Here is a 14,844-nt window from a genome sequence, read left to right as displayed (position 1 = left end):
TCCGTGCCAGGGCAAGACTACGCACGAGAGGCGGCTCCCGGGGAGGGGGTCGCCGGTCCTCACTTGGCATCCGCGGCGAGCGTCACCGAGGTGTTCTGCCGGGCCGACCCGCGCCGGTACTCCACCGTCACCACCGAACCCGGCGCGTACTTGCGCACCAGCGCCACCAGGTCGGTCGGGTCGGTCATCGGGTGGTTGTCCAGCCGGAGCACCACGTCCCCGGTGCGCAATCCGGCCGCCGCCGCCGGGCCGGCCGGCTCGACGGCGTTGAGCCGCACCCCGCCGCCGGTGGCGCCGGTGCCGCCGACCTGGGCCCCGATCACCGTACGCCGGGCCTTGCCGGTGCCGATGATCTCCTCGGTGACGCGCTTGGCCTGGTTGATCGGGATGGCGAAGGCGAGCCCGATGTTGCCGGCCTCCTGCCCGTCGGCCACCAACGACTTGATCGTCGAGTTCACGCCGACCACCCGGCCCGCCCCGTCCACCAGTGGGCCGCCCGAGTTGCCGTGGTTGACCGCGGCGTCGGTCTGGATGGCTGCGTAGTAGCGGGTCGGCCCGCCCGGCTCGCCCGCCTGCATGGTGCGGTCCAGCGCGCTGACGATGCCGGCGGTGACGGTGTTGGCCAGCGACAGCGGCGAGCCCATGGCGAGCACCGGATCGCCCACCGCGAGCGCGTCCGAGTCGCCGAACTGCACCGGCGTCAGCCCGCTCCGGGCGACCTTGATGACCGCGATGTCCGACTCCGGATCCTGCCCGACCACGGTGCCGGCGGCGGTGCTGCCGTCATGGAAGACCACAGTGGCCTTGCCCGGGCCGTCCGCGACCACGTGGTCGTTGGTGACGATGTGCCCGTCGGTGCTCACCACGAAGCCGGAACCCTCGCTGGTGCCGCCGAGGCTGGCCACGCGGATGGTGACCACGCTGGGCAGGACCCGCTCGGCGACGCCGGCCAGCGACTCCGGCTTGCGCTGGGCGAGCGCCGGGGCCTGCCCGGCCTGCGCGCCCAGCGTCGGCACGTCGCCGCCGCGCAGGAAGGCGTAGGTCAACGCGCTGCCCAGTGAGCCGGCCAGCAGCGCGGTGATCAGCGAGATCAGCACCACCTGGCGCAGCCCCGGCCGGGTCGGCACGTCCGGGTCGGTGACCGGCTCGGGCTCGCCCGCCCCGGTCGGCGCGGCGGCCGGGACCACCACGGCCGCGGGCGCGTACGGGTCCCGCCACGGGTCGGCCAGCGCGTCGGACCACCAGAGCGACGTCGTGCCACCCCCGGCGCTCGTCGGCGGCTGCCCGGGCACCGGCCCTCCCGCCGGTGCGCCGGACCCACCGGGCCGGCGCCAGTCCCAGCCGTCGGTCACGTCCGTGCCTCCCACATTCGTCCCACGCGCCCCACGCCGGACGCCGGCGGAGCCGGACGACCGAGACGCGCGGGACCCATCCAGGATTGCACGGATGCCCCGGGTGGAGTCAGGGGTTGCCGCCCGTGATCGTCCGACGGCCGACTCGCGGCTGCGCGCGTACCGGCTCGGCTCTACGCTCACAGTGCCAACCGACCCCTCGTACCAGCCCGTCCCCAGGAGGTGCCCCATCGCCACGGTCGCCGGTCCCGGCGGTTCGACGGCCCAGGCGCTGCAGTTCGCCGAGTCGTACGTCACCGAGGACATCGTGCTGCGCACGGCCCGCGCCCTCGCCCACGAGGTGGGCGTGGAGGCGGTGACGCCCGGCGCCGGTGCCGCGCTGCGGCTGCTCGCCGCCGCCGGCAACGCCCGCGCGGTGGTGGAGATCGGCACCGGCACCGGGGTCAGCGGCGTGTGGCTGCTGCGCGGCATGCGCCCCGACGGTGTGCTCACCACGATCGACGTGGAGGTGGAATACCAGCGCATCGCCCGGCGGCTGTTCCTGGAGGCGGGCTTCCCGCCGGGGCGTACCCGGATCATCACCGGTCGGGCGCTCGACGTGCTGCCACGTCTCGCGGACGGCGTCTACGACCTGGTCTTCGCGGACGCGGCGGGGACCGGCTTCGCGGCGTACGTGGACGCGGCGCTGCGGCTGCTGCGCCCCGGCGGGGTGCTCGCCCTCAACGGCGCGCTGGCCGCCGGCCGGATCGGTGATCCGGCCGCGCGGGACGTGGAGACGGTGACGGTGCGGGAGACCATCAAGGCGATCCGCGAGTCGGAGCACTGGGTGCCCGCGCTGCTGCCGGTCGGCCACGGGCTGCTCGCCGCCGTGAAGAACTGACGCCGCCCGGTCAGCCCAGCGTCGCCAGCCAGCGCAGCAACCCGCGTACGCCCCAGCCGGTGGCGCCCTTGACCAGCTCGCCGTGCACGTCGTCGGACCAGGACGGGGCGGACATGTCCAGGTGCGCCCAGCGGTCCCGCAGCTCGCCGGTGAACTCGCGGAGGAAGAGCGCGGCCACCACCGAGCCGGCGCCCCGGGCCGGTGAGCTGTGCAGGTCGGCGATGTCGCTGGCCAGGTATTCCAGGTAGTCGTCGGGGAGCGGCATCCGCCAGGCCCCCTCGCCGGCCGCGGTGATCGCGGCCAGCAGGTCGGCGGCCAGGTCGTCGTTCTCGCTGTAGAGCGCGGCGTGCCGCTTGCCCAGGGCGACCGCGTTCGCCCCGGTCAGGGTGGCCAGGTCGACCAGCAGGTCGGGCCGCAGCTCCCGGACCGCGTACGCCATCGCGTCGGCGAGCACCAGCCGCCCCTCGGCGTCGGAGTTGGTGCTCTCGCTGGTCAGCCCGCCGTAGTGCCGGATCACGTCGCCGGGGCGGAACGCGGAGCCGCTGACCATGTTCTCGGCCAGCGGGGCCAGCGTGGTGACCCGGACCGGGAGGCGGAGCGCGGCGGCGCCCAGCGTCGCGGCGACCACGGCGGCGGCGCCGGCCATGTCCTTGCGCATCAGCTTCATGGCCGGCACCGGCTTGATCGAGATGCCGCCGGTGTCGAACGTGATGCCCTTGCCGACCAGCACCACGTGGGTACGCGCGCCGGCCGGCCGCCAGTCCAGCTCGACCAGGCGCGGGCCCTGGGCGGAGCCGCCGCCGACGGCCAGGAGGCCGCCGAAGCCCTCGGCCGACAGCTCCTCCGGGCCGCGGACGCGCAGGTGCAGGTCGGGCCGGCCGGAGGCGGCGTCGGTCACCTGGTCGGCGAACCACGCCGGGTGCTTGGTCGAGGACGGGGTGTTGGTCAGGTCGCGGGCCAGCCCGGTCATCTCGGCGGTGACCCGGGCCGCGGCCAGCGTGCCGGCGAGCGCGTCCGGGTCGGCCACCAGCACGTCCACCCGGGCCAGGGCGGGCCGCGCGCCGGCCTCGGTGAGCCGGAACCGGTAGGAGCCGAGCAGCAGCCCCTCGGTCAGGCCGCGCAGCGCCGCGTCGGCCTCGCCGGGAAGCGAGATCGTGATCTGTGTCTCATCCTGGGCGGCGCGGGCCAGCGCGGCCCCGGCGGACCGCCAGCCGGCCTCGTCGCCGTCGCCGACACCGAGCAGCCAGAGGCGGCTCGGGGCGGCACCGGGACGCAGGTGTTCGCGGACCTCGCCGGCCGCGCCGGTGAGGCGGGCGGCGGGCAGCAGCGCGGCCACCTCGGCCCGGACGTCGTCACCGGGCCCGACGGCGGTCGGGACCAGCGCCGGCGGTGCGTCCGGCCCACCGGGACGCACGGGCAGGACAAGGGTGTCGGGTCGCGTGGACCCGCTCACCAGACGAATGGCCAGCACGCTGGACCGTACCTCCGAAAACGCTCTGAGCGGGACGCATTGCCGCTTGCCGGCCGATGAAGGCCCTGAGCCACCGGGCAAGCCGGTGGCTCAGGGTAGGACGAACCGCCCGCGCGGCGGATCACCACGCGGACCGCTCCTCGCATCAGCCGGCGGCCGCCTTCAACGCGTCACCGAGCGCGGTGGCCTCGTCGGGAGTCATCTCGACGACGAGCCGGCCACCACCCTCCAGCGGGACCCGCATGACGATGCCCCGGCCCTCCTTGGTGACTTCCAGCGGACCGTCGCCCGTCCGCGGCTTCATCGCCGCCATGTTGTCTCCCCTCAGACCTACACCAGGGTCGGTGGGTTTCCCCACAGCCACTTCGCCATCGCACCCGCAACCGTCGCGGAGGCGTCGACAGACGATTTTCCCTGATGAACACCGCCGGACCCAAACCGAAGCAGCATTGATGTAACAGCATCTAGCTTATCTTGGATAGGCCTGTCACAATGTGCGGTCATGCAGGCACGGTCGGCACTCTTCGACCTGTACGGCGACCACCTCCGCGTCCGGGGTGGCCGTGCACCGGTCGCCGCCCTGGTCAAGCTGCTGGCGCCGCTCGGGATCGCCCCACCTGCGGTACGCACCGCAGTGTCCCGGATGGTCCGCCAGGGCTGGCTCGAACCACTCCGGCTCGCCTCCGGGCCGGGATATTCGATCACCCCGAAAGCGGGCCGTCGACTGGACGAGGCGGCCTCCCGGATCTACCGGACCGGTCGGCACAGTTGGGACGGACGGTTCGATCTTCTCGTCCTCACGGCGCCCGCCTCCCGACGGGACCGGCAGCGGATCGCCGCCAACCTCACCTTCCTCGGCTACGGCACGCTCGACGACTGCACCTGGGTGGCCACCCGCCCGGGTGAGGACGTCGACCTGCTGCTCGCCGAGGCGGGCGTGCGCTTCGAACGGTTCACCGCCGCGCACGCCGCCGGCACCCCGGGCGCCATGGGCGTGGTCCGCCGGGCCTGGGACCTGGCCGAGATCGGCCGGGCGTACGAGCGCTTCGTCGCCGAACAGAAGCCGCTGCTGTCCGGCGTGACGGTCCGCAGCAGCGACGAGGAGGCGTACGCGGCCCGGTTCCGGCTCGTGCACGCATGGCGTACCTTCCTGTTCCGGGACCCGCAGTTGCCCCCGGCGCTGCTCCCCGAGCGCTGGCCGGGCACCAGCGCGGCCGGGTTCTTCGACCGGCACGCGGCCCGGCTCCGGCCGGCCGCCGACCGGTACGTCGAGCAGTGCCTCGACGCCAGCCACCGCCTCGCCCGACAGAAGGGTCGTTAGATTCGTGACCGAGCCGCTGCTCGTCGACCGCACCGACGCCGTCGTCACCCTGACGCTGAACCGCCCGACGGCGATGAACTCGCTCGACGTGGCGCTCAAGGAGGCGCTCCGGGAGGCCCTGGCCGAGCTGGAGACCGACCGCTCCTGCCGGGCGGTCGTGCTGGCCGGCGCGGGCGGCTCGTTCAGCGCCGGGCAGGACCTGCGGGAGCACGTGCAGACGCTGGAGTCGGCGGACGCCGACCCGCTCGCCACCGTGCGGGCGCACTACAACCCGATCGCCGCCCGGCTGGCCAACCTGCCCAAGCCGGTCGTCGCCGCGGTGCGCGGGATGGCCGCCGGGGCCGGCGCCTCGCTGGCGTTCCTGGCCGACTTCCGCATCGGCGGCCCAAAGACCCGGTTCCTGATGGCGTTCGCCGGGGTCGGGCTGGCCGCCGACACCGGCGCCTCCTGGACGCTGCCCCGGCTGGTCGGCCACGCCAAGGCGGTCGAGCTGCTGATGCTCGCCGAGCCGGTCGGCGCCGAGGACGCCTGCCGGCTGGGCCTGCTCACCCGGCTGGTGGACGACGACGAGCAGGTGCTCCCGGCCGCGCAGGAGCTGGCCGCCCGGCTCGCCGCCGGCCCGACCGTCGCGTACGGGGCGATCAAGCGCCAGCTCTCCATCGCGGACGCCGGCACGCTCGCCGACGCGCTGGCCGCCGAGGCGCAGGCGCAGGCGATCTGCGGCGGCACCGCCGACCACCGGGCCGCCACGATGGCCTTCGTCAACAAGCAGAAGCCGGTCTTCGAGGGGCGCTGAGGCTCAGTCGTCCTCCTCCGGGTCCTGGTTGGCCGCCACGCCGAGCACGAACGCCTGCATGGCCAGCTCGTCACCGGAGGGCGAGACGAACGCCGGCAACTCACGCGGGCCCAGCTCCTGCACGTAGGACCAGAAGATCCGGACCGCCTCGGCCCGCGTGGCCGCCTCGATCGGCAGGTCGAGGCTGACCAGCCAGGTGCGTCGGGCCGGCGGCGGACCGATCCGGTCGGCAAGCGCCCGCCAGCGCGCCGGGTCGAGCGCGGCGACCGGGCCGTCCGGGGCCGGGCCGTCGACCGGCACCGGCTCGTCGAGCACCCGCCGGGTGTACGTCACCACGAACGCGCCGGCCGCCGCATCGGACTGCGGGTCGTCCGGATCCTCCCGGCCCCCGGCGCCGGCGCGCGTCACCCGGCCGAGCGCCACCAGCCGCAACGGCTCCTCGATCAGCACCGCCACCCGGTCACCCGGGCGCGGTCGGGCCGCCCCCGGCAACCCGGTCAGCTCCAGCACGTCGTGGTGCACCAACCGCTCGGCCTGGTAGCGCTCGGCGGGCAGCAGCACCGCCCAGGCACCCGGCGTGAGGTCGCCGTCGGTCGTCCCGCTCGTCCGTGACTCGGTGTCGGTCATGCCGCAATCCCATCACGCCGCTCGGTCACACCCCGGCCCGGTCACCGCCGGCGTGGCATCCGGCGAGGTGATCGTCCACCATGCCGGTGGCCTGCATCAACGCATAGGCGGTGGTCGGGCCGACGAAGCGGAAGCCCCGCTTCTTGAGCGCCTTGGCCATCGCGGTGGACTCCGGGGTGAGCGCCGGCACGTCGGCGAATGAGCGAGGGGGCGCCGGCCGGGGTGGTGGCGCGTAGGACCAGAGCAGCGCGGAGAGGCCCTCGGACAGCTCCAGTGCGGCACGCGCGTTGGCGATCGCCGCCTCGATCTTGGCCCGGTTGCGGACGATCCCGACGTCGGCCAGCAGCCGGGCCGCCTCGGCCTCGCCGTAGCCGGCGACCGTCTCGATCCGGAACCCGTCGAAGGCGCGCCGGAACGCCGGCCGCTTGCGCAGGATCGTCAGCCAGGACAGGCCGGACTGGAACGCCTCCAGGGTGAGCCGCTCGTAGAGCGCGTCGTCGCCGCGCAGCGGCCGGCCCCACTCCTCGTCGTGGTAGGCGGCGTAGTCGGGGGTGCTCGCTCCCCAGGCGCAGCGGGGCAGCCCGTCCGCGCCGGTCACCAGGTCAGTCACACCGCACACGGTAGTTCCGCCCACCGACACGCCAGCGCGCGCCGGTCAGGGCAGGCGGCCCTGCTCGACCAGCCGGGCGAACTTCTTCAGCGCCTGGGTCAGGCCGAACTTCGAGCCGGGCCAGAGCACCGGCCAGGCCACCCGGCCCGCCGCCCCGCCCGGCAGGTGGAACCACTCGTGCCAGACCACCTGGGTGCGGTCCCGGTCCATCGGCGTGCACCGCAGCACGCCCGGGCCGCGCAGCAGCTTGCCGCAGTGCACCACCCCGACCTCGTACGGCGCGTCGACGCGCACCACCCGCATCTCGTCGCGCAGCACGGCCGGACCGACCGCGGTGACGGCCTCGACCAGGCTGCCCTCGCCGCCGTCCCCCTCGACCACCCGGACCGTGGTGAACGGGATCCAGTCCGACTGCCGTTCCCACGCGGTCAGCGCCGCGAAGACGCGCTCCGCCGGCGCGTCGACGATCACCGTGGCGGTGACCTCGGCGGCACCCGGCTGGGCCGCCTCGGCGAAGCCGGCGGAACCCTCCGCGCCGGTCACGCCGGCTCCGAGCGGGCCACCGGCCCGCGCTCCCGGTCGTCCGCGTCCGTCGCCTCCGCGCCCGCACCGGCCGGCCCGACGGTGATCCCGCCGGCCGGGGACGTGGTGTCCTCGACCGCGGCGGCGGCCGGCGCCTCCGCCACGCCCGCCTCGGGCGCCCCCGAGCCGACGCCCGGTCGGTCTCCGGCGGGCCGGTCGGCCGCGAACCGCTGCTCGGCGGCGGGCCGGTCGTCCGCGAGCTGTTCGGCGGCGGGCCGGTCGAGGGCCGGCGTGGCGGCGGTCGGCGGTTCCGGCGCGGACAGGTCGATGGTCACCGGCCCGGCGCTCGACGGGTCGAGGGCCGGCTCGTCGGCCCGGAGCCCGGCCTCGACGGCCTCCTCGCGCGCCCGGCGCAACGCGTCGGCCTCCTCGGTCCGCCCCTCCCGCAGCGCGGTGTTCTCGGCCTCCAGCACGCCGATCAGCTCGGACTTGTAGCCGATGTCGTAGGCGGCCCGCCGGAGCGCCACGTCGACCTGGGCCATCCGGTAGCCGCGCAGCGCGGTGTCGAACCGGACGCCGGTCACGTCGGACTCGTCGAGCGGACGGCTGCCCGGCAGCGGCACGGCCCGCCCGTCCGGCTCGGCCGGCACCAGCCCCGGATCCCGCCCGGAGACGAGCACCGTCACTCCGAACACCACTGCCGCGACGGTCAACGCGACGACCAAGAGGAGCAGAACCTCACCCATGCAGAGATCGTGGCACGCGGGCCCGGATCGGGCGAGCCCTCCACGGCCTCCGGTCCGCAAAACCCGCGGGCCCGCGCGGCACCGGTAGCCCGTCGACCGACCCGCGCACCCACTCGGCCGGCCCGGACCGGCCGACCCCGCGCCAGCTCGGCGACGTGGCGACATCAGCGCCATCCGGACCCCACCACCTCGCCGAAGTCGCGGGACGGCCTGCTCTCGAACGGCAGGCGCTCCGACCCGCCCGCCCCGCACTCGGACAGCCACCACCGCCGGGCTGCCCCGGCTCCGACACCCTTCCAGCGAGATGAGATCAATCTTCCAGATCTCGGGAAATGCGAAGATCTTGGTAGGAAGGTGCCCCCGGAGGGGCCGTTTCGTACCAAGATCTCGGAGCGGCGCGGTGCTGCGGTACGACGGTGGTACGGGGTGACCGGACGGCAGGGGCGCGGAAGCGAGGAGGCGGGCATGACCGGGGTGTTGCGGCTCGGCGGGCGGACCTTCGCCCCGGACGAGCTGGTGGTGATGGCGATCGTGAACCGCACCCCGGACTCGTTCTTCGACCGGGGCGCCACCTTCGCCCAGGACAGCGCGCTGCGGGCGGTCGAGCGGGCGGTGACCGAGGGCGCGGAGATCATCGACATCGGCGGGGTGAAGGCCGGGCCCGGCGACGAGGTGGACGTGACCGAGGAGATCCGCCGCACGGTGGACACCATCGCCGCGGTCCGGTCCGCCTTTCCCGACGTGGTCGTCTCGATCGACACCTGGCGGGCCGAGGTGGCGGTGGAGGCGGTCGCGGCCGGCGCGGACCTGCTCAACGACACCTGGTCGGGGGCCGACCCGGCGTTGGCCCGGGTCGCCGCCGCGACCGGCGCCGGGCTGGTCTGCTCGCACGCCGGCGGGCTGGCCCCGCGTACCCGGCCGCACCGGGCGGCCTTCGACGACGTGGTGGCCGACGTGCTCGACACCGTCACCGGGCTGGCCGAACGCGCCGCCGGGCTGGGGGTCCGCCGGGACGGCATCCTGATCGACCCGGCGCACGACTTCGGCAAGAACACCCGGCACTCGCTGGAGATCACCCGGCGGCTGGCCGAGCTGACCGGCACCGGCTGGCCGCTGCTGGTGGCGCTGTCGAACAAGGACTTCATCGGCGAGACGCTGGACCTGCCGGTGCCCGAACGGCTGGAGGGGACGCTGGCCGCCACCGCGGTCTCGGCCTGGCTCGGCGCCCGGGTGTTCCGCGCCCACCAGGTCCGCGCGACCCGCCGGGTGCTGGACATGGTGGCGTCGATCCGGGGGGACCGGCCGCCGGCGGCGACCCGGCGTGGGCTGGCCTAGGGTCAGGCCCAGCGCAGGACGCCGCGCCGCCAGGCGTAGAGGATGCCGAGCGCCACGATCGCCACGAAGACGCCCATCTCCACCACCGTGGTCGCCCCGAACCCGGGCCGGTCGAAGACCAGCGCCCACGGGAAGAGGAAGACCGCCTCCACCGCGAAGAGGACGTAGAGATAGGCGTAGACGTAGTAGCGGATCTGCATCTGGGCCCAGTCGCCGCCGACCGGGTCGAGACCGCACTCGTACGTGGCCCGCTTGCCCCACGGCTCCGCCGGTCGGGCCGGACGTAACATCCGGTTCGCCGAGAACGCCGTCACGAAGAAGAGCACGGCGGCGAGCAGCAGCAGACCGAGCGTGGCGTACGAGCCGAGATATCCGGTCACGACCCGGAGCGTACCGGTCCCGTCGAGACGTCTCGGACACGTTACGAATTCGTTTCCTGACGGGACTAGTGCCGGAGGGCAACCGTCCCCGAATAATGAGACCCCGTTGACACGTCCCGGAGGACAGATGACCCGCCCCCGCGTCCGGCCTGCCCAGCGGGTCACGCCGCGCCGTACCCTCGCGCTGTTCGCGCCCGCGCTGATCGCCGGCGTCGCGGCGGTCGCCGTGGTGGCGCCGGGGTGGGCCGTGATCGCGCCCGCCGCCGCGGCCGGGGTGGTCCGGGTGGCCGCCCCGGGCCCGCCGGGCGACCCGGGCGGCGACCCCGACGGCGACCCGACCGAACCGACGCCGACCGGCGACGCGACCACCACCGCACCGGCCCCGACCACGGCGCCGCCCACGGAGGAGGCCCCGCCGCCCACCACGCCCCCGCCGCCGGTCACCACCGCACCGGCCCCGCCCACCACCACGGCGCCGCCGGCGCCGGCCACCACCGCACCGGCCACCACCACCGCGCCGGCCCCGCCGCCGGTCGTGCCGCCCGTCCAGCCCCCGCCGCCGCCGCCCACCCAGCCGGCCGGCGGGCCGCTGGGTGTGCAGGTCAGCACGGACGACCTGGTGCTGACGCCGGCCTACTGGAACGCCGACAGCACGGTGGCCACGCTGCGGGTGACGGTCACCAACACCGGTGGACGCGAGGAGGAGATCAGCCTCGGCTACACGTTGCCGGCCGGGCTGGTGGACGGCGGCACGCCGGGCTGCGTCGTCGGCGGCGGCGGCAACCACCGCTGCGGCGGGTGGACCGTCCCGCCCGGCGCCCGGTTCAGCGCCACCATCCGGGTCCGGGTCGCCGGGGACGCCTGGCGGACCATGCCGCTGAGCGGATCGGTCCAGGTCACCGCCGTCGCGCCGGGGGTCACCGGTGCGGCGTACGACGACGAGGGCTTCGCGGTGCTCTTCCCGCCGGGTCCGCCGGTGCCCGGCATCTCGCTCCGCGCCGACGAGATCCTGTTCGACATCAGCGGCGCGCCGAGCACGCTCACCGTACGGCTGGGCAACACCGGCAAGGTGGACGCCGCCGGTCGGGTGGAGGTGCTCCTCCCGGCCGGGGTGACGGTGGGCGAGGCGGGGACCGGCTGCGCCCCGGTGGCCCCGGACCGTACCCGGTGCGAGCTGGGCACGCTGCCGGCCGGCCGGACCGCGACCCTGCGCCTGCCGGTGGCCGCGTCGGCGGAGGCCCAGCGCATGGCCCCGCTCGCCGGCGCGGTGATCGGCCGGTTGGACCCGCGCAGCGGCCGGGACCGGCAGGTGCAGATGAGCTTCCGGATCAGGGCGGCGGCGGCGCAGGCCACGCCGTTGGCCGGTGCGCCCACGCCGACCGGCTCCCAGGGTGTGCTGGCCGCCGCCAACCGGTCCGATTCCGACGACGGCCCGGCGCGGGGGATCGCGATCGCGCTGATCATCATGTCGGCGCTGCTGGTCGTGTTCGCGCTGACCCTGGCCACCCGTTCGCTGCGGCGCCGCAGCGACATCAGCGTGCCGGGGCCGACCTCGGAGCGGTGAGCCGCCCGGCGCGGTGATCTGGATTACGGTCGGCGGTACTAAACGCCATGAAGCGGGGCATACAGCGGCCCGGCCGGGTCTCACCCGTCGGACCTGCACCAAGGTGGCCCTAACCGTCCGACGTAGGCTCTGACGGTGAGAAACGGAGCGGGCCGCGTCGGCGAGGGCGACGGCGCTCAGCGAAGCGAGGTGCGGGCGTGACCAAGCAGATCCGTCAACTGGACCGGGTGGTCATCCGGTTCGCCGGCGACTCCGGCGACGGCATGCAGCTCACCGGCGACCGGTTCACCTCGGAGACGGCACAGTTGGGCAACGACATCTCCACGTTGCCCAACTTCCCGGCCGAGATCCGCGCGCCCGCCGGCACGCTGCCGGGCGTGTCGAGCTTCCAGGTGCACTTCGCCGACTACGACATCCTCACCCCCGGCGACGCGCCGAACGTGCTGGTGGCGATGAACCCGGCCGCGCTCAAGGCCAACCTGGCCGACCTGCCCCGCGGGGCGGACATCATCGTCAACACCGACGAGTTCACCCGCCGCAACCTGGCCAAGGTCGGCTACGCGACCAGCCCGCTGGACGACGACTCGCTCGCCGGCTACGCGGTGCACCCGGTCGCGCTCACCTCGATGACGGTCGGCGCGCTGGCCGAGCTGGAGGTGTCCAAGAAGGACGCCGAGCGGGCCAAGAACATGTTCGCGCTCGGGCTGCTGAGCTGGATGTACTCCCGCCCGTACGAGTCCACGTTGCGGTTCCTGGAGCGCAAGTTCGCCCGCCGGCCCGAGCTGGTGGCGGCGAACGTGGCCGCGTTCCGGGCCGGCTGGAACTTCGGTGAGACCACCGAGGACTTCTCCGTCCGGTACGAGGTCAAGCCGGCGAAGATGCTGCCCGGCACCTACCGCAACATCACCGGCAACGCGGCGCTGTCGCTGGGCCTGGTGGCCGCCGGGGTGCGCTCCGGGCTGCCGGTGTTCCTCGGCGCGTACCCGATCACCCCGGCCTCGGACATCCTGCACGAGCTGAGCAAGCACAAGAAGTTCGGCGTGGTCACCATGCAGGCCGAGGACGAGATCGCCGCGGTCGGCGCGGCGCTGGGCGCCTCGTACGGCGGGTCGCTCGGCATCACCACCACCAGCGGCCCGGGCGTGGCGCTGAAGAGCGAGACGATCTCCCTGGCGGTGGCGCTGGAGCTGCCGCTGGTCATCGTCGACGTGCAGCGGGCCGGGCCGTCCACCGGGATGCCGACGAAGACCGAGCAGGCCGACCTGAACATGGCCCTGTACGGCCGGCACGGTGAGGCCCCGGTCGCGGTGATCGCGCCGAAGTCCCCGTCGGACTGCTTCCACGCCGCGCTGGAGGCGGCGCGGATCGCGCTGACCTACCGCACCCCGGTCATCCTGCTCTCCGACAACTACGTGGCCAACGGCTCCGAGCCGTGGCTGCTGCCGGACGTGGAGTCCCTGCCCGACCTGCGGGTCGAGTTCGCCACCCGGCCCAACGGCGAGGACGGCGCCACGTTCCTGCCCTACCTGCGCGACCCGCAGACGCTGGCCCGCCCGTGGGCGGTGCCCGGCACGCCGGGGCTGGAGCACCGGATCGGCGGCCTGGAGAAGGCCGACAAGACCGGCGACATCTCGTACGACCCGACGAACCACGACTTCATGGTGCGGACCCGGGCGGCCCGGATCGAGACCATCCCGGTGCCGGACATCGAGGTCGAGGACCCGGACGGCGACGCCCGGGTGCTGGTGCTCGGCTGGGGCTCGACGTACGGCCCGATCGGCGCGGCCTGCCGGGGGCTGCGCCAGCGCGGGCTGCCGGTGGCCCAGGCGCACCTGCGGCACCTGGCCCCGATGCCGGCCAACCTCGGTGAGGTGCTGCGCTCCTACGACCGGGTGGTCGTGCCCGAGATGAACCTCGGCCAGCTCGCCCACGTGATCCGGGCGAAGTACCTGGTCGACGCGATCGGCTACAACCAGGTCCGCGGGCTGCCGTTCACCGCCGCGGAGCTGGAGACGATGCTGGAAGAGGTCCTGAAGAATGTCTGAGCCCGTCGCCCTGAAGCTCACCGCCAAGGACTTCAAGTCCGACCAGGAGGTGCGCTGGTGCCCCGGCTGCGGCGACTACGCCGTCCTGGCCGCCGTGCAGGGCTTCATGCCGGAGCTGAACATCCCCCGGGAGAACATCGTCTTCGTCTCGGGCATCGGCTGTTCGTCCCGCTTCCCGTACTACATGAACACGTACGGCATGCACTCGATCCACGGCCGTGCCCCGGCGATCGCCACCGGCCTGTCGGTGTCCCGGCCGGACCTGTCGGTCTGGGTGGTCACCGGTGACGGCGACGCGCTCTCCATCGGCGGCAACCACCTGATCCACGCGCTGCGCCGCAACGTCAACCTGAAGATCCTGCTGTTCAACAACCGCATCTACGGGCTGACCAAGGGCCAGTACTCGCCCACCTCCGAGGTCGGCAAGATCACCAAGTCGACGCCGGTCGGCTCCGCGGACGCCCCGTTCAACCCGCTGTCGCTGGCGCTCGGCGCCGAGGCGACGTTCGTGGCCCGGACGCTCGACTCGGACCGCAAGCACCTCCAGTCGGTGCTGCGGGCCGCCGCCGAGCACCAGGGCTCGGCGTTCGTGGAGATCTACCAGAACTGCAACATCTTCAACGACGGCGCGTTCGAGCCGCTGAAGGAGCCGGCCACCCGGGACGACTTCCTGATCCGGCTGGAGCACGGGCAGCCGATCACGTTCGGCTCCGAGGGGCAGTTCTGCGTCGTCCACCCGCCGGGCGGCTTCGGGCTGGAGGTGCGGGAGACCGCTGCCACGCCGGCGGAGCAGATCGTGGTGCACGACGTCACGGTCGCCGACCCGGCGTACGCGTTCGCGCTGTCCCGGCTGCCCGGGCCGGACCTGCGCAACACGCCGCTCGGGGTGTTCCGGTCGGTGGACCGGCCCTCCTACGACAGCGTGGTGCAGGAGCAGGTCGCCACCGCGCGGGCGAGCGTCGACCAGACCCCGGAGCAGCAGCTCTCGGCGTTGCTCGGCAGCGGCGACACCTGGACGATCATGTAGCTCCGCACCTGATCCGCGCATTCGAGCGGGGGGGGGGGGGCCCCCGGGGGGGGGCCCCCCCCCCGGGGGGGGGGGGGCCCGCGGCCCCCCCCCCCCCCCCCCCCCCCCCCCGGGCCCCCCCCCGCCCCCCCCCCGCGCGGGCCCCGGGCACCGGGGCGCACGCCCCCC

The 14,844-nt window shown here is 74.5% G+C and carries 15 protein-coding genes; 7 read left to right on the top strand and 8 right to left on the bottom strand.

Annotation, left to right across the window (positions count from 1 at the left end; all coding sequences use genetic code 11):
* Positions 1-59 precede the first annotated feature (59 nt).
* Positions 60-1,367, bottom strand: a complete 1,308-nt coding sequence (locus tag ACH495_RS04250; RefSeq protein WP_396856287.1) for a S1C family serine protease — start codon at positions 1,365-1,367, stop codon at positions 60-62.
* 292 nt (positions 1,368-1,659) lie between these two features.
* On the opposite strand from ACH495_RS04250, the gene ACH495_RS04245 reads away from it, so the two are divergent.
* Positions 1,660-2,232 (top strand): O-methyltransferase, encoded by a 573-nt coding sequence (locus ACH495_RS04245; protein WP_396856519.1) that lies wholly within the window; start codon positions 1,660-1,662, stop codon positions 2,230-2,232.
* A 10-nt stretch (positions 2,233-2,242) separates the two neighbouring features.
* On the opposite strand, the gene ACH495_RS04240 is transcribed toward ACH495_RS04245, so the two are convergent.
* Positions 2,243-3,703: a leucyl aminopeptidase family protein gene (locus ACH495_RS04240; protein ID WP_396856286.1), complete on the bottom strand. Its 1,461-nt coding sequence runs from the start codon at positions 3,701-3,703 to the stop codon at positions 2,243-2,245.
* 145 nt (positions 3,704-3,848) lie between these two features.
* Entirely contained in the window at positions 3,849-4,016 is a 168-nt protein-coding gene (locus ACH495_RS04235; RefSeq protein ID WP_013283866.1) for a DUF3117 domain-containing protein, read from the bottom strand.
* Positions 4,017-4,205: 189 nt separating this feature from the next.
* Here ACH495_RS04235 and ACH495_RS04230 point away from each other — a divergent pair, with 189 nt between their 5' ends.
* Positions 4,206-5,024 carry a PaaX family transcriptional regulator C-terminal domain-containing protein gene (locus ACH495_RS04230; protein ID WP_396856285.1) on the top strand — a complete coding sequence of 273 codons (819 nt, stop codon included), beginning with the start codon at positions 4,206-4,208 and terminating at the stop codon, positions 5,022-5,024.
* 4 nt (positions 5,025-5,028) lie between these two features.
* Positions 5,029-5,820, top strand: a complete 792-nt coding sequence (locus ACH495_RS04225; RefSeq protein ID WP_396856284.1) for an enoyl-CoA hydratase/isomerase family protein — start codon at positions 5,029-5,031, stop codon at positions 5,818-5,820.
* 3 nt (positions 5,821-5,823) lie between these two features.
* Here ACH495_RS04225 and ACH495_RS04220 read toward each other — a convergent pair whose 3' ends face one another.
* From ACH495_RS04220 to ACH495_RS04205, 4 genes are read right to left on the bottom strand one after another with little or no spacing between them, the layout of a single operon-like run.
* Complete coding sequence (locus ACH495_RS04220) at positions 5,824-6,447, bottom strand: hypothetical protein (RefSeq protein ID WP_396856283.1); 624 nt, start codon at positions 6,445-6,447, stop codon at positions 5,824-5,826.
* A 25-nt stretch (positions 6,448-6,472) separates the two neighbouring features.
* Positions 6,473-7,057 (bottom strand): DNA-3-methyladenine glycosylase I, encoded by a 585-nt coding sequence (locus ACH495_RS04215; RefSeq protein ID WP_396856282.1) that lies wholly within the window; start codon positions 7,055-7,057, stop codon positions 6,473-6,475.
* A 45-nt stretch (positions 7,058-7,102) separates the two neighbouring features.
* Positions 7,103-7,600, bottom strand: coding sequence for an SRPBCC family protein (locus ACH495_RS04210; RefSeq protein ID WP_396856281.1), 498 nt, complete (start codon positions 7,598-7,600; stop codon positions 7,103-7,105).
* Positions 7,597-8,325 (bottom strand): DivIVA domain-containing protein, encoded by a 729-nt coding sequence (locus tag ACH495_RS04205; protein ID WP_396856280.1) that lies wholly within the window; start codon positions 8,323-8,325, stop codon positions 7,597-7,599. Before ACH495_RS04205 ends, ACH495_RS04210 begins: the two co-directional genes overlap by 4 nt.
* Positions 8,326-8,790: 465 nt before the next feature.
* Between ACH495_RS04205 and folP the strand changes: the two genes are divergently transcribed.
* Positions 8,791-9,660, top strand: coding sequence for a dihydropteroate synthase (gene folP / locus ACH495_RS04200; protein WP_396856279.1), 870 nt, complete (start codon positions 8,791-8,793; stop codon positions 9,658-9,660).
* A 2-nt stretch (positions 9,661-9,662) separates the two neighbouring features.
* On the opposite strand, the gene ndhC is transcribed toward folP, so the two are convergent.
* Positions 9,663-10,040, bottom strand: a complete 378-nt coding sequence (gene ndhC / locus ACH495_RS04195; RefSeq protein ID WP_396856278.1) for an NADH-quinone oxidoreductase subunit A — start codon at positions 10,038-10,040, stop codon at positions 9,663-9,665.
* A gap of 127 nt (positions 10,041-10,167) precedes the next feature.
* Between ndhC and ACH495_RS04190 the strand changes: the two genes are divergently transcribed.
* The 3 genes from ACH495_RS04190 (at position 10,168) to ACH495_RS04180 (ending at position 14,676) form a co-directional block, all read left to right on the top strand.
* Entirely contained in the window at positions 10,168-11,604 is a 1,437-nt protein-coding gene (locus ACH495_RS04190; RefSeq protein WP_396856277.1) for a hypothetical protein, read from the top strand.
* Positions 11,605-11,801: 197 nt separating this feature from the next.
* A complete protein-coding gene (locus ACH495_RS04185; RefSeq protein WP_396856276.1) occupies positions 11,802-13,649 on the top strand; it encodes a 2-oxoacid:acceptor oxidoreductase subunit alpha in 1,848 nt (615 codons plus the stop codon).
* Entirely contained in the window at positions 13,642-14,676 is a 1,035-nt protein-coding gene (locus ACH495_RS04180; protein ID WP_396856275.1) for a 2-oxoacid:ferredoxin oxidoreductase subunit beta, read from the top strand. Before ACH495_RS04185 ends, ACH495_RS04180 begins: the two co-directional genes overlap by 8 nt.
* The last annotated feature ends 168 nt before the right edge of the window (positions 14,677-14,844 follow it).

It is taken from the genome of Micromonospora sp. NPDC018662 (assembly GCF_044391475.1).
GTDB lineage: Bacteria > Actinomycetota > Actinomycetes > Mycobacteriales > Micromonosporaceae > Micromonospora.
This window is presented reverse-complemented; position numbering and strand designations above follow the sequence as displayed.